This is a genomic window from Psychrobacter alimentarius, assembly GCF_001606025.1.
GTDB classification, from domain to species: domain Bacteria; phylum Pseudomonadota; class Gammaproteobacteria; order Pseudomonadales; family Moraxellaceae; genus Psychrobacter; species Psychrobacter alimentarius.
The window spans coordinates 521,284-537,907 of the sequence record NZ_CP014945.1 but is presented as its reverse complement, the minus strand read 5'-3'; the positions used below and the strand labels follow the sequence as shown (position 1 = coordinate 537,907).

Below are 16,624 nucleotides of genomic sequence, written 5' to 3'. Positions count from 1 at the left end.
TTCCTTAACTCGATTGCTTAGTAGTATCAGAAGCACTCTTAGCGGTAGAGACATTTTCACCCAACCAGCGTCCTTCGATCTCTTTAAAGGTCCCATTCGCTTTTAGCTTGACAATACCTTCATTTACTTGATTGATAAGCTTACTATTGCCTTTCGCCATCAAGATTACTTGCTGAGCGGCTGGATTATCCTGACTTTCATAAGGAACAACTTTGACGTCATATTCTGGATGGTTTTTTGCCGTATATTGCAAAATAGGCAAGTCATGCAATATAGCATCTACCTTGCCTTGTACGAGATCCTCATACATCAAAAAAGGAGTGGTTCTGCTCGTTAAACTACCGTAACTACCCATTGCTTTAAGCTGATCTTCTTGCTTTGTGCCTTCCACAATCCCTACATTCTTACCTTGCAAATCTTCTAAACTGTTAACATTCAAACCATCTTTAATATACATGATTGCTGCTGGATTAAAGAAGTAAGGTACTGATAAGCCGTATTTTACGGCTCGGTCGTCTTTGTAAGAAATACCTGCAATGCCCAAATCTCGACTACCCGACTCAACACTGTCAAACAAGTTTTGCCACGTTTCTTTATAGAACTCGACCTTGAACCCCTGCTCTTCGCCAATAGCACGAATAGAGTCAATATCAATGCCCTGCATGTTGCCATAATCATCTTGGAACGAAAAAGGAGGCGTTGTACCAGTTGTTGCAACCTTAACAACTGGTGCAGTATCAGGTAGTTTGCTCACAAAGCTGTCTTTATTTTCTGTTGCTGATGTACCAGCTGCACTAGCGCTTTCTTGAGTGGGTGAGTTACCGCAGCCAAACAGGCCAACGCTCAACAAAATGGGTAACGCTCGATATAACTGCATCATAATCTATCCTTGAAACCTAACGTTGTTATACATATTGATAAATGACAATCTAGCAAGGTTAAGTAATATCTCTACATATTTACTTACAGAAAGTTACGTTAGATAATACTTATCTAATTTTACTATTGCAATAATTATGTCCAGTTATTGCGTATAATTTCTCTAATAAAGCAAAAGAAGCCAAGGTTTATATTTACTAAGTAATATTTTTTAACAGACAGGTATTTAGAGAGGCATTTTAAAGACGTAGAGGAATATAGCAGCCATAAAAAAAGCATTCATACATGATGAATGCTTTTGCAATATAAAAGAGAGATATGGATGTTTTACATCAATCAGTCTCATCAAGGTTTAAATTACGATCAATCTTCCAAACGAGGAATGTACCTAAACTCATTAATGCAAACATAGCAATACCAACTTTTAGGACGGGATTGACTGGGAACAGGTTTAATAATAAGCCCCCAAAAATACCGACCGAAAACATGAGTGAGCCTTGTAGTGCACTGGCCATACCAGCGCGACGCTTTTGAAAGGCCAATGCGATGGCAGAAGCGTTCGGCTGGGTCAAACCCAGTCCTGCAATACAAAAGAAAATACAAGCAAGTACCAATGGCAGCCACGCATCCGTACCCAATATCAAACCAATGGTAAATAGGACGCCTGCAGAAACAACTTGCATCATCGCGCCAAAGCGCAAGATACTTAAAATACGAAAACGGTTGGTCAGCCACTGGTTAAGCTGAGTCAAACCGACAAATCCCGCCGCATTCATACCGAATAACCAGCCAAAGTGCGTCGCTGAGACGCCATAAGTGTCCATAATTAATTCTGAGGCGGAGCTGATATAGACAAACATTGCGCCCATAAGCAGGCCGCCACCGATCGCTGGGTAGTTAAAAGTTGGATCTTTCAACAAATCCCAATATTGGCTCAAAACTTCTCTAGCAGGACGCACATTGCGATTTTCTTCCGTCAAAGTTTCAAAAAAGAAAAACTTGGTCAGTAATAAATTAAGCGCACCAAAGGCTGCCAAAAACCAAAAAATAGAATGCCAGCTGAAAAATTTCAAAAACAATGCACCAAGTGAAGGGGCAAGTATTGGCGCTAAGCCCATCACCAGAATCATGATAGAAAAAGCTTTAGCAGTTTGTTTGGCAGTCAAACGATCACGAATTGCCGCCCGTGTCACCACAGCGCCCACACAAGCGCCAAGTGCTTGCGCTGTACGTCCAACAAATAATACGTACTCGTTATTGGTTGTAGCACAAATAACCGAGGCGATTACATATAAAGTCATACCGATATATAAAGGCTTAACGCGGCCAACACGATCACTGAATGGTCCATAAAACAGCTGACCGAATACCAAACCCAAAAAATACGCCGGAACAGAGTTGGCCATAAAAGCCGTTGACACGCCAAAATCATCACCCATAGACGGGAGCGCAGGCAGATACATATCAATAGATAACGGTCCTACCGCTACGATAAGTCCAAGCATCATAATCCATGCAACAGGCAAATCAGCAGAGCGCACTCGTTCAGAAGCAATGGGTTTATTGGGTAGAGAGGATTTTGGAGCAGACATATTCAGACCATTTTATATAGTGTTAGTTTTATGATTTATACTTTCTTTATTCACCGTTCTTTATTTATTATTTTGATAAGCTTTATAAACAACAGCCCGCAATTATAAGGCACATTTACTTATATCACCGTTACTTTTATATTAGTCAGCAGATACTTTTATATCGCATTGATTACTTGTGTTTCGATAGACGGATGACACCAACCAACCCGTCTCTACTATTCAGCTCATTTGTCACCATATTCACCTTCTCTAATGAAAAATCTTCAATTGAACTGACGCTTGGCAAATGCGGTACTGGCTTGCTTGGCTTTTCTAAGCGCCAGCTTACGATTGTGACCCAGCATCATTTTAAGCTGCCATATTTTTTCTTTATATAACGTGATTTTAGGTTGTTGATACATGGCGTTGATGATACGTTTACTTGCCAGCACTGCATCGGGAGAACGCTCGGCAAATTCAGCGGCGAGTGCCTGCGCCTGCTCAAGTGGGTTATCACTACAATGACTGATGATACCGTGTGCCATACCTTCATTGGCATCGATAATGCGTGCACTCATTGCCAGCTCTTTTAGTACATCTTCTCGTACAATCCCAAAAGCAGATTGTGTCAAACCCATATCCGGCACTAAGCCCCATTTGGCTTCCATAATAGATAATTGGCAATCAGAGTGACTGATACGCACATCACAAGCCAGCGCTAATTGTAAACCTGCACCAATACAATAGCCTTCCAAAACAGCAATAACAGGTACTGGTAATTCACGCCAAACCAGACAAACACGTTGAAAGGCACTCTGCCATGGTTTGACAAGCTCCCAAAAGGCAAACGCTTTATTCTTTGGATGATTCAAATCGCCCAAATCGATACCTGCACAAAATGTTGCTTCTGCGCCTTTTAAAATGACGGCACGTATGGTTTTGTCTTTACCGATACGACCTGCCACGGCAATCAGCTCATTGATTAGCTGAAAACTCATGGCGTTCTTTTTGTGTGGACGATTTAAAGTAACCGTCAATATCTGGTTGGTGATGCTGACTTGTAACGTCTCATACTGATAAGTGGCAATCGCGTTCATAACAGTCCTTATTAAAGAATAGAGATAGAGTAGATACTGGCAATGTTAGCAGGCTTCTATTTGTTCTACCGTAGCAATAATTGACTGCTTCGGTAAACTCGCTAGCCGAGCATCAAACCTATCCAAGTTATATCATCTTCCATGTCATGTCGTTTTCACTCAAACGATGATAGTTCAGCTGCGGATAAGCAGACAGATCTAATGTTTGTAAGTTATTTAATGCGGTTATTAGTGCCACATAATAAGGCTCAAGCATGGCAAACTGTGCAGGTGTAATATGCTGGAGGTTCAATAAACACTTATCCTCTAAGTCTTGACTGGCCTGACGCAGTTGCGGCACACCCGTATAACGACTCCCGCCCAATATGCGATGAGCAATTTGCGCCAGCATATGACGATCACGGGCTTCCCATGCTTGCGTCAATGCCTGCTTTTCATCATTGATGGTATCCAGCATCATAATGATGAGTTTGGCTGCCAAATCAGGTTTGTTTGCTGAGCGAGTCAAGGCGTCTTGCCAATCTAATATTTCTAAAAGGTTGAGGTCATCCATCCGCGAATGGTTTGGATGTGATTGATGATTGCTAAACCCTGTTGTTTCTTGCTCATACTGTGCTGACTCTATACTTGCTGTGGCTTCATCATCGAAATTATCTGCCGTAGCATTCGATGGATGAAGTAATGAGGTAGTGCCCTGCTTTTGTAAGCGTAAGCTTTCATAACGTGGCTGAGTATCACGCGGCGTCTCTCGTCTATAATCCTCACGTGGCTGACTATCACGCAAGTAATCATCACGAATTTTTTTCAAAGATAATGGCCGAGTTATTTTGCGCTGAGTGACCATCTCAGAGCTGCTTTCTTGACCATTCTCATTATTCTGGATCAATGGATAAGCAATCATGGTAGAGTCTGAAGGCCATGTCGAATATTCGCCAATATCTATATTGCGCTCAACGTTCTCATGGAAATAGCCATCTGGAGAAGATCGATTTTGCAAGTTTGTAAACGCAGTTTTACTCTCTTGCAAGTCGATACCTTGTAGGGTGGTATCTGGCAATGCCGTTAATTCTGGCGTGGTCGTCGTACGTCCCAGCCATTTTTGTAATACTTGTAATAACTGCGGCTGACTAATGGGCTTACCCACATAGTCATTGATACCGCTCGCAATCAGCTTGTCTCTCTCATCAGCCAAGCCATGAGCGGTCAACGCAATAATGGGTACGCGGTTGTCATCACTTTCAATCGTACGAATTTGTCTGGCCGCTTCGTGCCCTGACATACGCGGCATTTGGATGTCCATAAAGATTAAATCAATATGACTCTTGTCCTGAGCAGCTCCTTTTTCTTCACTACTCGTTTCTTCGGCATAAAGTGCAGCAGGTGATTTTTTGCTGATTTCATCGCGAGCTTCGGCTTTGGAGAGCTGGGTTTTATTTGAGAGGCTTTGCTTGCCACTCTTTGCTATTTTGAGGTTTTTGGTGTGCTGCTTACTGATGATTTCTATAGCATCAAAACCGCTACTTGCTGTAATCACCTGAATACCAAGCTCACTAAGCAACGCATCAAGCACCAGTAGATTGGGTAGATGATCATCGACGGCTAGCACGGTTACGCCTTTCCAACGTGGCTCTTGCATATTTTTTGGAACACTGCGATTTTGCGTATCAAGCATGGCATAAAGCTGACGCTTGTCTAAAGGCTCGTAGAGAATATTGGCATGATATCTGTTTAATAATGCCTGATCAGCCGCCACCTGATAACCAAATACCGCAAGCTTGCCTTGATAATGTAGTCGAATTTGCTTAAGTAACGCCATCATATCGTCTTGAGTATCATCATCAACAATGACCCAATCCCAAAAATTGCCACGCTCTTTTAAGGATTCAAGGACGCCTGGTAAGGAATTGGCTTGCGTCAGCTTGATTGGCAGATACTGCAAACTGGCTTTGAGTACCTGTATCGACGCAGTATGATTGATCCATACCAATACGTTAAACTCGTCAGTGTCACTTGCCAATGGTGCCAATACTGGCAACTCAATCGTTTGTCCAGTAGCAGCTTCCAATACATCGACATGCGCTGGCATACGAAACCAAAACGTTGCACCCTGATTGGCGATGTTCTCTTGCGCATTGTCATGAAACCCAATGTCACCGCCCATCAATCGCGTCAACTGCTTAGAGATGACCAGACCCAATCCTGTACCGCCATATTGACGAGTGATTGATGGGTCGCCTTGACTAAAGCTTTGAAACAGCATTTTTTGATCGGCAAGCGAGATGCCTTTACCACTGTCTTGTACGCTAATCATCAGGTAATTGTCACGGTGATCGTCCAAGCTGACACGTACTACCACATCCCCACTGTCAGTAAATTTAATCGCGTTGCCCACGATATTGGTCAATACTTGTTTGAGACGTAGCGCATCGCCATTAATACGCATCGGTACATCATTGTAAAACAGCACTGCCATGCGCAGACCTTTCTCCGCCGAGACCGGTGAGAGCATATCGACCACGTCATAAATGGTGTCATAGAGATCAAACTCATGGCGATCCAGCACCAGCTTGCCCGCTTCAATCTTAGAAAAATCGAGAACGTCGTTCACCAATGCCAATAAATGTGCTGAAGATTTGCGTATGGTTTGTACATACAAGTCTTGCTCAGGATTTAACTCACCATGACGCGCGAGCAGATTGATAAAGCCATCAATACTATTTAAGGGTGTACGTAATTCATGACTGATATTGGCCAAGAATGCTGACTTGGCTTGGCTGGTCGAAATAGCGGCATCACGGGCATTACGAATCGAGATGTTTTGCATTTCCATCTCATCAAACGCGAGTCGTAGATCGTCCTCTGTTTGTTCGGCATGATCTTTAAGTTCTTGAAAACTTCTGTGTAAACGACGCAATGTCTTCACCAAGTCTTGTTGCAACAAATTCAGCTCGCCATCCGATTCAACAGGAATGGGCTGGTATAGGTTTTCGACATCCGTACGTTGCAGCTGCAAACGTAGCTCATAAATAGGTGCTATCCAGCGCTTTGAATAAATATTCAAGCTTAGCAACAAAATCAGTATGGTAAACAAGCCCGTAATCACTAACGCCATGGCAATACGATAACGCGCAATATACAGCGGCTCATTGTCCATATCTACTAGCAGCCACAGTTTTTGCCCGTCAAAATCCCCTAATAGACTGCCATAAGCCGTACCAATAGGTGTGGGTTTTTGCGACAAAAAATTCTCTTTTACATCGACATCCAGCAGTGGCCATTCTTCATTTAGCCCATATCCCACCGCCATGAGTACTTGATTGTTTTCATTGATAATAGCAATACGCTGTACATGTTGTTCAGACTGCATACGACCCAGCTTATCTCGAATGCCCTCAAGCTTGGTCGCCTCTGTTTCATCGACATTCGCTTCGTTATCTGATTGCTGCGTTTGCTCCAATAGCTCAGGAACCAGCTCGGCAATGACTGGCGTATGACGAATCAATACTGCTTCAGCCAAGACCTCTTGTTCTGAATTGCTGGCACGCATGGTTTCGTAAAAGACCAAAATGCCGCCGACCGCCGCTAGTACACAAATTGGTAAAAACACCAATATGATGAGCTGACCATAGGCGCTGCTGGTATCAAAACGTTTTTTGTGTGCCATGCAATCTTTACTCTCTAATAGGTTTTTTGCAATGTATAGATAGCAGTGATAAGTTGCTTTTACTCATTGAGTATTGTAGGTATTTTAACAGCATTAGTGAATGATTCGTTATTAATAACCGATTGCAACGGTGTCTATGGCTACAATCATTTTTACAGCTAAATATAGATAAAGCTTGCTCATTTACCAAAATCTCTTGATGCCCTCAGCGTAGCCAAAAACAAAGTGATATAATGACGCAACTTCTTGCGCATCATTAGTTTCATAAAATCACTTTGCTACAATTAGCTGATAAATCATTAGCTTATACGGATAAGTACCATACTAAAGCGTGAATTTTAGCTCCATAATTATCATTAAAAAACGTATACGACTGTTTGAAAATACATTTCAAAAACTAATAAGGATACTGTATGTCCACTACGGCCATGTCAAACGCCAACTTTATCACTCAAGTGACTGCCCTTGCCGATTGCGTCGGTCAGACACCATTAGTCAGATTACAGCGTCTGCCTGAGCAAGAGCAAATCACCAATGGGGCAACCTTATTGGCCAAACTTGAAGGTAACAATCCAGCTGGCTCAGTCAAAGACCGTCCTGCTTTTAATATGATTTATCAAGCAGAGCAACGCGGCGATATCAAGCCTGGTGACACCTTGATAGAAGCCACTAGTGGTAACACAGGTATCGCTTTGGCGATGGTGGCTGCCATGCGCGGTTATCCGATGACGTTGCTGATGCCAACCAATTCAACGCAAGAACGTAAAGACGCCATGATTGCTTATGGGGCAACCTTGATCGAGGTAGATGAAGGCATGGAGGCAGCACGTGACTTAGCGTTGCAAATGCAAGCAAATGGCGACGGTATTGTATTAGACCAGTTTAACAATCCTGATAACAGTGAGGCGCACTACTTAACCACAGGGCCTGAACTATGGGCACAAACTGAGGGCAAGATTACTCACTTTATAAGCTCAATGGGCACGACAGGTACGATCACAGGTGTGTCACGCTACCTGAAAGAACAAAACCCAGACATCAAAATTATTGGTCTTCAGCCTGATGAAGAAGCTTCTATCGCTGGTATTCGTCGCTGGCCTGCGGCTTATATGCCAGGTATCTTTGACGCAGATTTGGTCGATGAGGTCATGGATGTCGATCAGCGTATTGCAGAAGTTTATATGCGCAAACTTGCCAAGACTGAAGGCATCTTTGCAGGTGTGTCTTCAGGTGCAGCAGCATGGGCCGCCGCTCAAGTAGCCAAAGAAAATCCTGATGCCGTTATTGCTTTTATCGTATGCGATCGCGGTGATCGTTATTTATCGACCGGTCTATACAATGTTGATGACAACGTAGCAGTCAATTAATGCAAAGTTATTTAGTGCAAAGTTAGTTAATGCCACAGGCACTACCGATCAGTATGGTTTATTTAATATAAAAGACGTTAACGCAGCAACGCTTTTATAGTAGGTTAACTATAAGCTTATAAATAGTCAGGATTACTTATGTCACAAGCCTTACCATCTGACCCTATCTTAGTGTTTGATATCGAAACTGTTGCTGATATTGAGGCAGCTCGCCGTATTTATCCTCAATTGGCCTCACTCAATGATGCTGATACATTAAGCGCATTGACGGCGATACGTACCCAAGAAGCGGGACATGACTTTATGCGCTTACCACTACAGCGTATTGTGTGCATTTCTGCGTTGTATATCAAGGATGGTAAGTTGTCGTTATTTTCATTAACGGCCGATAAGTTTAATGAAAAAGACATTCTTACCAAGTTTTTTCGCGCATTCAGCGACCTTGAAACACTGCCTCAGCTCATCAGTTGGAACGGTTCAGGCTTTGACATTCCAGTACTGATATATCGTGCGATGCAGTATGATTTGTCAGCGCCGTGGTTATTTGAAGAAGGCGAACGTATTAAAAACATGCGCTTTGATAACTACGTCAATCGCTTTCATACTCGTCATCTCGATTTGATGGACAGATTTAGCCAGTATGGTGCCAGTCGCCGTGAAGCTATGGATGTGGTCGCAAGCTTGTATGGATTACCTGGTAAAACAGATGTCGATGGTAGCATGGTTGGCGATCTTGTGAGCAATGGCGATTGGCAAACGCTATCAATATATTGCGAATCTGATGTCATGAATACTTGGCTCATCTATCTGCGCTGGTTGCGTTTGACCGGTCAGTTGTCTTCTTCAGGTTTTGAGTTTTGGCAGCAGCAAAGCCATAACTACTTAGTAAAATATACTCATGCGGATGGCAGTGCGCGCCACCAAGATTTTATTGCTGATTGGTCATCAGCACCCCACTCATAAAGACCATTATCACTAGTAATGGCTTTTGTACATATTTTTCAGTTCTTTATCACTTATTATTAAGGCAGGTTTATGCAACCCACCGATTCAAAAACACCGACAGCGCTTGATGCGACGCAAAAAGCCAGTGACACTCAAAATATTGCAATTCCCCCTAATAAGAAAAAATCCAAGCCTTCCTCAAAGACACGTCGTCGTCTAAAAGAAGCAGAGCCATTGCCTTTCACTATTGATGGCTTATCGCACGATGGTCGCGGTGTTGCCGTATATGGTAATGGGTTTGGCGTCGCGGATGGTCATGCTGAAGAAAAACATGGTAAAAAAATCTTTGTGAGTTTTGCATTGCCAGGCGAAAGTGCTGTGGTCAAATTGACCAATGTTCGTAATAGTTTTGAAGAAGGCGATGCCATTAGCATTACTGCCAACCCAAACCCTGAGCGTGCCGTACCACCCTGCCCGCACTTCGGCGTTTGCGGTGGTTGTAATTTGCAGCACTGGGCACCTGAAGGGCAAATCAATTTTAAACAATCTGTATTGGCTGAAATGCTCATGCATCAAGCAAATGCAGCGCCCGACCATTGGCTTGAGCCAGTCGTTGGTGACCGCCTAGGCTATCGCACCAAAGCTCGACTTGGTGTTCGCTATGTTGTCAAAAAAGAAACGGCCTTGGTCGGTTTCCGTGAGCGCTCAAGTAATTTTTTGGCTGAGTTAAATGAGTGTCATATCTTAGATCCGCGTATTGGTTTTGAGATTGAGAATCTCAAAACCTTGATTGGTACGTTAGAGAGCCGCGATAAGATCGCTCAGCTTGAGTTGGCAATGGGTGAGCAAATCCCAGAGCTACCAGATGGCAATCAATCTGTCGCTCTTATCGTCCGTAACTTAGAGCCATTATCAGATGCTGATATCGATAAGCTAAAAGCATTTTTTGCAGCGCGCAATTGGCAGCTGTACCTACAATCTAAAGGCGTTGATAGTATTGAACGTATTGCTTTGACAGACGCTGACGACATGAGCCAGCAGTTTGGGCGCTTGTATTACCAGCTACCAGAGTATGATCTTACTTTTGAATTTATTCCTACTGACTTCACCCAAGTGAACTTGTCTGTCAATCGTCAAATGACCAAGCTTGCTTGTGACTTGCTGGACTTAAAAGCAGGTGAACGCGTCTTGGATCTATTCAGCGGTCTTGGTAATTTTAGCTTACCATTAGCCCGACTTGTTGGAGAAACAGGGTCGGTTGTCGGGGTGGAAGGTAGTGAGGCAATGACTTTACGTGCAGCAGATAATGCACGTCGCAATGGCATCAACAATACTGAATTTTATAGTCAAGACTTAACGCAAGACTGCACTGATAAGCCATGGGCCAATCAAGGCTTCGACGCACTATTAATTGACCCGCCACGCTCTGGTGCATGGGAAATTATGCAGTATTTGCCTAAGTTTAATGCTGAGCGGATCGTTTATGTTTCTTGTAATCCAGCAACGCTTGCTCGTGACACCAAAGCTTTATTAGAGCAAGGATATCGTCTGACGCACGCAGGCGTGATGGATATGTTCTGCCACACAGGCCACGTTGAATCCATTGCTCGATTTGAAAAGATAGCCATTTAATATTTCGTTCAACCCACTGCCCCCATCAAAACAATAAATAGCCGTTTTTCAATAACTTACGCTTATTTCAAACCTATATTAAGCTGAGCTAATGAGTAACGGCTGTTTACCCTAATGTCGTACAGACATTACATAGCCTCGCTTGATTTGTACCCTTAAAATGAGATAATAACCAACAATCTTCCTATATTTGTTTAGTCAAAGCATAGTGAATATTCATACTCGTAGCTTTATATATTGCACGTGCGCTTTTTAGTTGCCAAAAATACAGATTTTTAGCAGTTGGACTGGTTTGTGGCTGGTATTTTAACCATCTACCCATTCAAAGTGTTTACATTGTAGATGAAGTTATGTTCAATTCAGGATAGCTAAGAGGAGTCGGCTATGGTAAAAATTCGTGAAGGATTGCCGCTAGTGGATGGACAGACCACACAAGCCGATAGTGCAGCGCTTGCCGCACAACTGGTCGCAAGCCAACGTTCTCATCAGTCTGCCAACAGCTATGCGCAAATTCCACTCGATATCAAATACCAGCTGTCTACCAATAAATTACACACGACGTTTGATCGCTCGGCATTGCATTCTTTTCATAGTGACGATTTAAAGATTGAAAACGATTATGCTGATAATTCCTTTATCAGTAAGAAGCTGACCTTTTCAGAAAAAGACCTTGAGACCATTGATTTAGATCAAGTAAATATTGATGTGCCAACGTGGTTGGACAATGTTGCCAAACGTATTGGGCAAGAGTCTGTACCCAATCTTAGTGCGGCTTGTGAATTTATCCGTAATCATATGAATACCAGTGAGTCTGAGCGTTCAGGCGCCTATGTTACTGGTATCGGTATGACTGACATCTTAACCTACTTGTATCAAGATGAGGACGCACTGGTCGCAGCCATGCTGTACCGTAGCGCTCGTAAGTCCGTGATAAGTCTTGATGATATCGAAAAGAAATTTGGCACTGACGTATCAACCCTTGTTAAAGATACATTGGCCATGGGTAAGCTGTCTGAGATCATTGAAAGCAATAAACGCTTAGAAGACCATTTCGTCAACAATCAGCGTGATCAGCTCTCAAATATTTATAGCATGCTGATCTCTGTCACCAATGATGTGCGCGTGGTTTTGATTAAATTGGCAGAGCGTACTTTCGCTATGCGAGAGTTGACCTTTTCAAAGGAAGAGCGTCAGAATCGCGTGGCTCGTGAGGTCATGACTATTTATGCACCACTAGCCCACCGCTTGGGTATCGCTCAACTCAAATGGGAGTTAGAAGATTTGGCGTTTCGTTACCTTGCGCCTGATCGTTATAAAGAAATTGCAAAACTTTTGTCGGAAAAACGTAGTGAGCGCGAATCTTATATCCAGCGCGTACAAAAAAAATTAAATGACGCTTTGATAGAAGCCAATATCGAGGCTGAGCTGTCGGGACGTGTCAAACACATTTATTCTATTTACCGAAAAATGAAGCTGAAAGGTTTATCGTTTGATCAGCTTTACGATATTCGTGCACTGCGCGTATTGGTCAATAATCCGGCAGATTGCTATCATGTGCTTGGTTTGGTGCATGGTTTATGGCGTTATATTCCCGAACAGTTTGATGATTACCTTACTAACCCTAAATCTAATGGTTATCGTTCTCTACATACCGCCGTTATTGCTGAAAACAAATCTCTTGAAATACAGATTCGTACGCATGAAATGCATTTTGAAGCTGAGCTTGGCATGTGTGCCCATGTCAATTACAAAGAAGGTCTAAAAAACAAAAAAGACAATTATCTCAACCAAAGAATCAGCTCTCTTCGTCAATTGTTATCGATCAATAATGAAACGCGGAACCAGTTGCGCTCCTCTTTACTGACAGGTGAAGAAATAGATGAGATGGGTTTTGATGAAGAAGAGCAGCTCGTTGATTTTGATGAGCTTGAACGCATCTATATTTTTAGTCGCGATGGTGATATCACCGAGCTACCAAAAGGTGCGACTGTGCTTGATTTTGCCTATTATGTGCACACGCAAGTGGGTAATCGTGCACAAGCCGCTCGTGTCAACCAGCGCTACGTGCCACTGACCTATCAGCTAAAAACGGGCGAACAAGTTGAAATCATCACTAAGGCGTCACGTGAGCCAAACCGAGATTGGTTAGTCGCTTCGCTCGGTTACATTCATACCAACCGTGCACGCTCAAAACTGCGCCAATGGTTTAATAAACAAGACCGTGATAAAAATATTGAGATTGGACGTCAAATGCTCAGTAAAGAGCTTGAGCGTCTGTCAGTGCATCCCAACAGTATTGATTTAAATGATTATACTCAACATTTTAATGTCAATAACACAGACGATATCATCGTTGGATTGGTCACAGGCGACATTGGTCTCAATCAACTGACCAGCCATATTTCTCGGCAGCTACACTTAGAACCTGAGAAGCCGCCAGAAGATTTTGTCCTCAGTGTAGATACTAGAGATGTCAACAAACTCGATGCTTATAAAATCCGTATTGACGGTTTAGATAACATCGAGGTTCATCTTGCGGGTTGTTGTCACCCTGTACATGGTGAGCCGATTGCAGGCTATATCACTTTATCACGTGGTGTTAGCGTCCATAATCGTGGTTGCCCTGAGTATTTACGCCTTATCGAGCGTGATCCTGAGCGTGAGATAGCAGCGGCATGGCGCGTTCAATCTGGGCGCTATCAACCAGTAGATATTCATGTAGAAGCATATGACAGACGTGGCTTACTACGCGATTTGACCCAAATTATTGATAAAGAAAATGTCAATATTCGTCAAGTCGAGACGTTAAGTAATGACGATAATATCGCCTTTTTGAAGTTTCATATCGAAGTCTCTGGACTGGCGCATCTGTCTAAGCTTTTAGCCAAATTAGAGCAGCAGCATGGCATATTGCACGCCCGTCGTGCCGTTGCTTAAACACCGAATTGAACCACAATCTATTCATTCCAACTTAGAGTTATCATAAAATATTATGCCTGAATTGCCTGAAGTAGAAACCACGAAAACCAGCCTCACCCCACTATTGGGGCAAAAGATTACTAATATCAAAATCTTTCAGCCGAAGCTGCGTTGGGTAATGCCAGATGATTTAGACGCGCTAGTGGACTATGTATTAGATAGTGTCGAGCGCAGGGCAAAATACCTGATACTCAATTTTTCATCTACAGTATCAAATATTACCCGGCAAGCTGATAGACCAAAAACGCGTCAGCTTTTGATTCATTTAGGAATGTCGGGCAGCTTACAACAGCTCAGTTATGGCACAGACAAACGCAAACATGATCATTTGGTCATCGAATTTACTAACACTAATAACGAACGATCACAGTTACACTATTATGATCCTAGACGTTTTGGGTCAGTGTTATGGTATCAGGATTATGGCAGTAAACTGTTAGACCATCTCGGTCCCGAACCACTTTCAGATGCATTTACGGCAGACTATTTATACCATTTTATCCAACGTACCAAGAGTACCGAGAACAATAAAGCTGTCGAGACTGCCATATCAAACAAACCATCACGGCCTATTACGCGCCCTATAAAGTCAGTCATTATGGAACAACAGGTTGTGGTTGGCGTTGGTAATATTTATGCGACAGAAAGTTTGTACTTATCTGGCATTCATCCCGCTACTCCTGCTCATCATTTGTCTTATGATCAAATAACAACCTTGGTTGGACATATTAAAACTATTTTGCAAAAAGCAATTAAACTTGGCGGTTCTACACTACGAGACTTTACCGTTGCTGATGGTCAAACGGGGTATTTTCAGCAAACCTTGAACGTCTATGGTAGACAAGGTGAAGCCTGTTTACACTGTCAAACGATACTCGAAAACGTCAAACTCAATGGTCGAGCCAGTGTTTACTGTGCTCTGTGTCAGCCATTGATTTAAACGCTACCTAGAATCTCATTACTAATTGTTTTCTGAATAAAAAAGACAATATTATCACCAATCGTTTTGAATCAAATATTTATATTTTTTTCACTGATGAACGATTACACGTATTTTTATTGCTTATTCAGGCGCATCTTGCTTTAATATAGTAGACACTTACATAAATAGTGCATATGATTGATTTTTCTGTAATATCCAATTTATTGATGTTGTTGTTATTCTTCTGAGTAGAAATAGCGCCAACTAATAATCCTACCAATTGCGAATTTTGGGATATCGTTATGATTGTCAAAGCCAAGAAGCCACAGACAGTAAAGCAGAAATTTTTTACTGTTGCTGCAAGCTTAAGTTTACTGGTCATGAGTATGCAGCCTGCCTTGGCAGCCATAGAAATCGACGAGACAGATTTTGGCCCTTCTTATGGCACAATGATGGTTGATACTATCGTAGGTAAACCTCTTCAGCTGGTTAATGCCGTTGCTGGTACGGCTGCTTATATTGTCAGTCTACCTTTTTCACTGATCGGCGGTAATGCAGATCAAGCACAGCAAAAGCTTTTTGTAGAGCCTTGGGACGCGATGGGTCGTTGCCTTGGATGTACTGTTGCTGAAGACAATTACTATAAGTCACAAGTAGTCAGCAATGACAACCTTGTACGTATTGTCGTCGATCGCCCGTCAGAGATTCTAATCAACACCAACGATAATGTCGTCGTTACGCCTGTCGTGAATCCTTAACGCGTTGCTAGATGGTTGAAGTTTTATCTGGCACATTTATATCTGCACACTCAGTATCTGGATAAACAAAAAAAGGCTAACATTACGTTGGCCTTTTTTTGTCTCATATCAATAAAAAATTCTTATTTATGAATGATGGTACTGCTCAGTTTATCACTAATCTCACGAAGCAACTGTACTTCTTCTGAAGGCTGTTTCACTACTTCTTTAACTTCTTCTTTACGGCGCATTTTATTAACTATTTTGACCATCATAAAAATGATAAAAGCCAAAATTAAAAAGTTAATAAGAATGGTAATAAAACTTCCGTAAGCTAGCACTGGTACACCCGCTTGCTTGAGTACATCGTAATTCCTAGCAACGCCCTCAGGCACATCACCTAAAACTAAGAACATGTTCTTGAAATTGATTTCACCACCTGCTATGAAGGCAACAATCGGCATCATAATATCTTCAACCAAAGACTTTGTGATAGTCGCAAAGGCTCCACCGATAATGACACCGACCGCCAAGTCCATCACATTGCCTTTTAGAGCAAACTCTTTAAACTCAGAAACCATACTCATCATTTTCTCCTCAAAGTATTGATTTACGACCAGATAAGGGTCTAAATACTCGCCTTAACATTACGCTTAAAGAACAATAGCCAAAAACACTACTACTGTTGATTCTTCTATTTACAGTATAGAAGAATTACAGCCCAAAAAAAAGCAGTATAAGATGAACTATATTTCGTTCATTCTATACTGCTAATCTTTCAGCTATTTAGATACCAATCTTAAAAAACAGTAGTATCGGATACCACTC

General features: G+C 42.3%; 11 protein-coding genes. 6 read left to right on the top strand and 5 right to left on the bottom strand.

Translation table 11 applies throughout. From position 1 onward, the window contains the following. Positions 1 to 4 precede the first annotated feature (4 nt). The 4 genes from A3K91_RS02250 to A3K91_RS02235 all read right to left on the bottom strand — a co-directional run bounded on the left by A3K91_RS02250 (position 5) and on the right by A3K91_RS02235 (position 7,214). Positions 5 to 880, bottom strand: coding sequence for a transporter substrate-binding domain-containing protein (locus A3K91_RS02250; protein ID WP_062843827.1), 876 nt, complete (start codon positions 878 to 880; stop codon positions 5 to 7). Positions 881 to 1,211: 331 nt separating this feature from the next. After that, positions 1,212 to 2,471, bottom strand: a complete 1,260-nt coding sequence (locus A3K91_RS02245) for a multidrug effflux MFS transporter (protein WP_062843826.1) — start codon at positions 2,469 to 2,471, stop codon at positions 1,212 to 1,214. Positions 2,472 to 2,737: 266 nt separating this feature from the next. Further along, positions 2,738 to 3,550 (bottom strand): crotonase/enoyl-CoA hydratase family protein, encoded by an 813-nt coding sequence (locus A3K91_RS02240; protein ID WP_062843825.1) that lies wholly within the window; start codon positions 3,548 to 3,550, stop codon positions 2,738 to 2,740. 127 nt (positions 3,551 to 3,677) lie between these two features. Further along, the gene (locus tag A3K91_RS02235; RefSeq protein ID WP_062843824.1) at positions 3,678 to 7,214 is read right to left on the bottom strand and encodes a hybrid sensor histidine kinase/response regulator; all 3,537 of its coding nucleotides are present in this window, start codon (positions 7,212 to 7,214) and stop codon (positions 3,678 to 3,680) included. A 428-nt stretch (positions 7,215 to 7,642) separates the two neighbouring features. Between A3K91_RS02235 and cysM the strand changes: the two genes are divergently transcribed. From cysM to A3K91_RS02205, 6 genes are all read left to right on the top strand, one after another. Beyond that, entirely contained in the window at positions 7,643 to 8,581 is a 939-nt protein-coding gene (cysM, locus tag A3K91_RS02230; RefSeq protein ID WP_062845819.1) for a cysteine synthase CysM, read from the top strand. A 138-nt stretch (positions 8,582 to 8,719) separates the two neighbouring features. Next, on the top strand, positions 8,720 to 9,544 hold the full coding sequence (locus A3K91_RS02225; protein ID WP_062843823.1) for a 3'-5' exonuclease: 825 nt from the start codon (positions 8,720 to 8,722) through the stop codon (positions 9,542 to 9,544). Positions 9,545 to 9,616: 72 nt separating this feature from the next. After that, the gene (gene rlmD / locus A3K91_RS02220) at positions 9,617 to 11,158 is read left to right on the top strand and encodes a 23S rRNA (uracil(1939)-C(5))-methyltransferase RlmD (RefSeq protein WP_084387226.1); all 1,542 of its coding nucleotides are present in this window, start codon (positions 9,617 to 9,619) and stop codon (positions 11,156 to 11,158) included. Between the two features lie 384 nt (positions 11,159 to 11,542). Next, positions 11,543 to 14,095 (top strand): RelA/SpoT family protein, encoded by a 2,553-nt coding sequence (locus A3K91_RS02215; RefSeq protein WP_062843822.1) that lies wholly within the window; start codon positions 11,543 to 11,545, stop codon positions 14,093 to 14,095. Positions 14,096 to 14,150: 55 nt separating this feature from the next. Next, positions 14,151 to 15,077, top strand: a complete 927-nt coding sequence (gene mutM / locus A3K91_RS02210; protein ID WP_062843821.1) for a bifunctional DNA-formamidopyrimidine glycosylase/DNA-(apurinic or apyrimidinic site) lyase — start codon at positions 14,151 to 14,153, stop codon at positions 15,075 to 15,077. Positions 15,078 to 15,361: 284 nt separating this feature from the next. After that, on the top strand, positions 15,362 to 15,817 hold the full coding sequence (locus A3K91_RS02205) for a hypothetical protein (protein WP_062843820.1): 456 nt from the start codon (positions 15,362 to 15,364) through the stop codon (positions 15,815 to 15,817). 122 nt (positions 15,818 to 15,939) lie between these two features. On the opposite strand, the gene mscL is transcribed toward A3K91_RS02205, so the two are convergent. Then, positions 15,940 to 16,383 carry a large conductance mechanosensitive channel protein MscL gene (gene mscL / locus A3K91_RS02200; RefSeq protein ID WP_062843819.1) on the bottom strand — a complete coding sequence of 148 codons (444 nt, stop codon included), beginning with the start codon at positions 16,381 to 16,383 and terminating at the stop codon, positions 15,940 to 15,942. Positions 16,384 to 16,624: the final 241 nt, after the last annotated feature.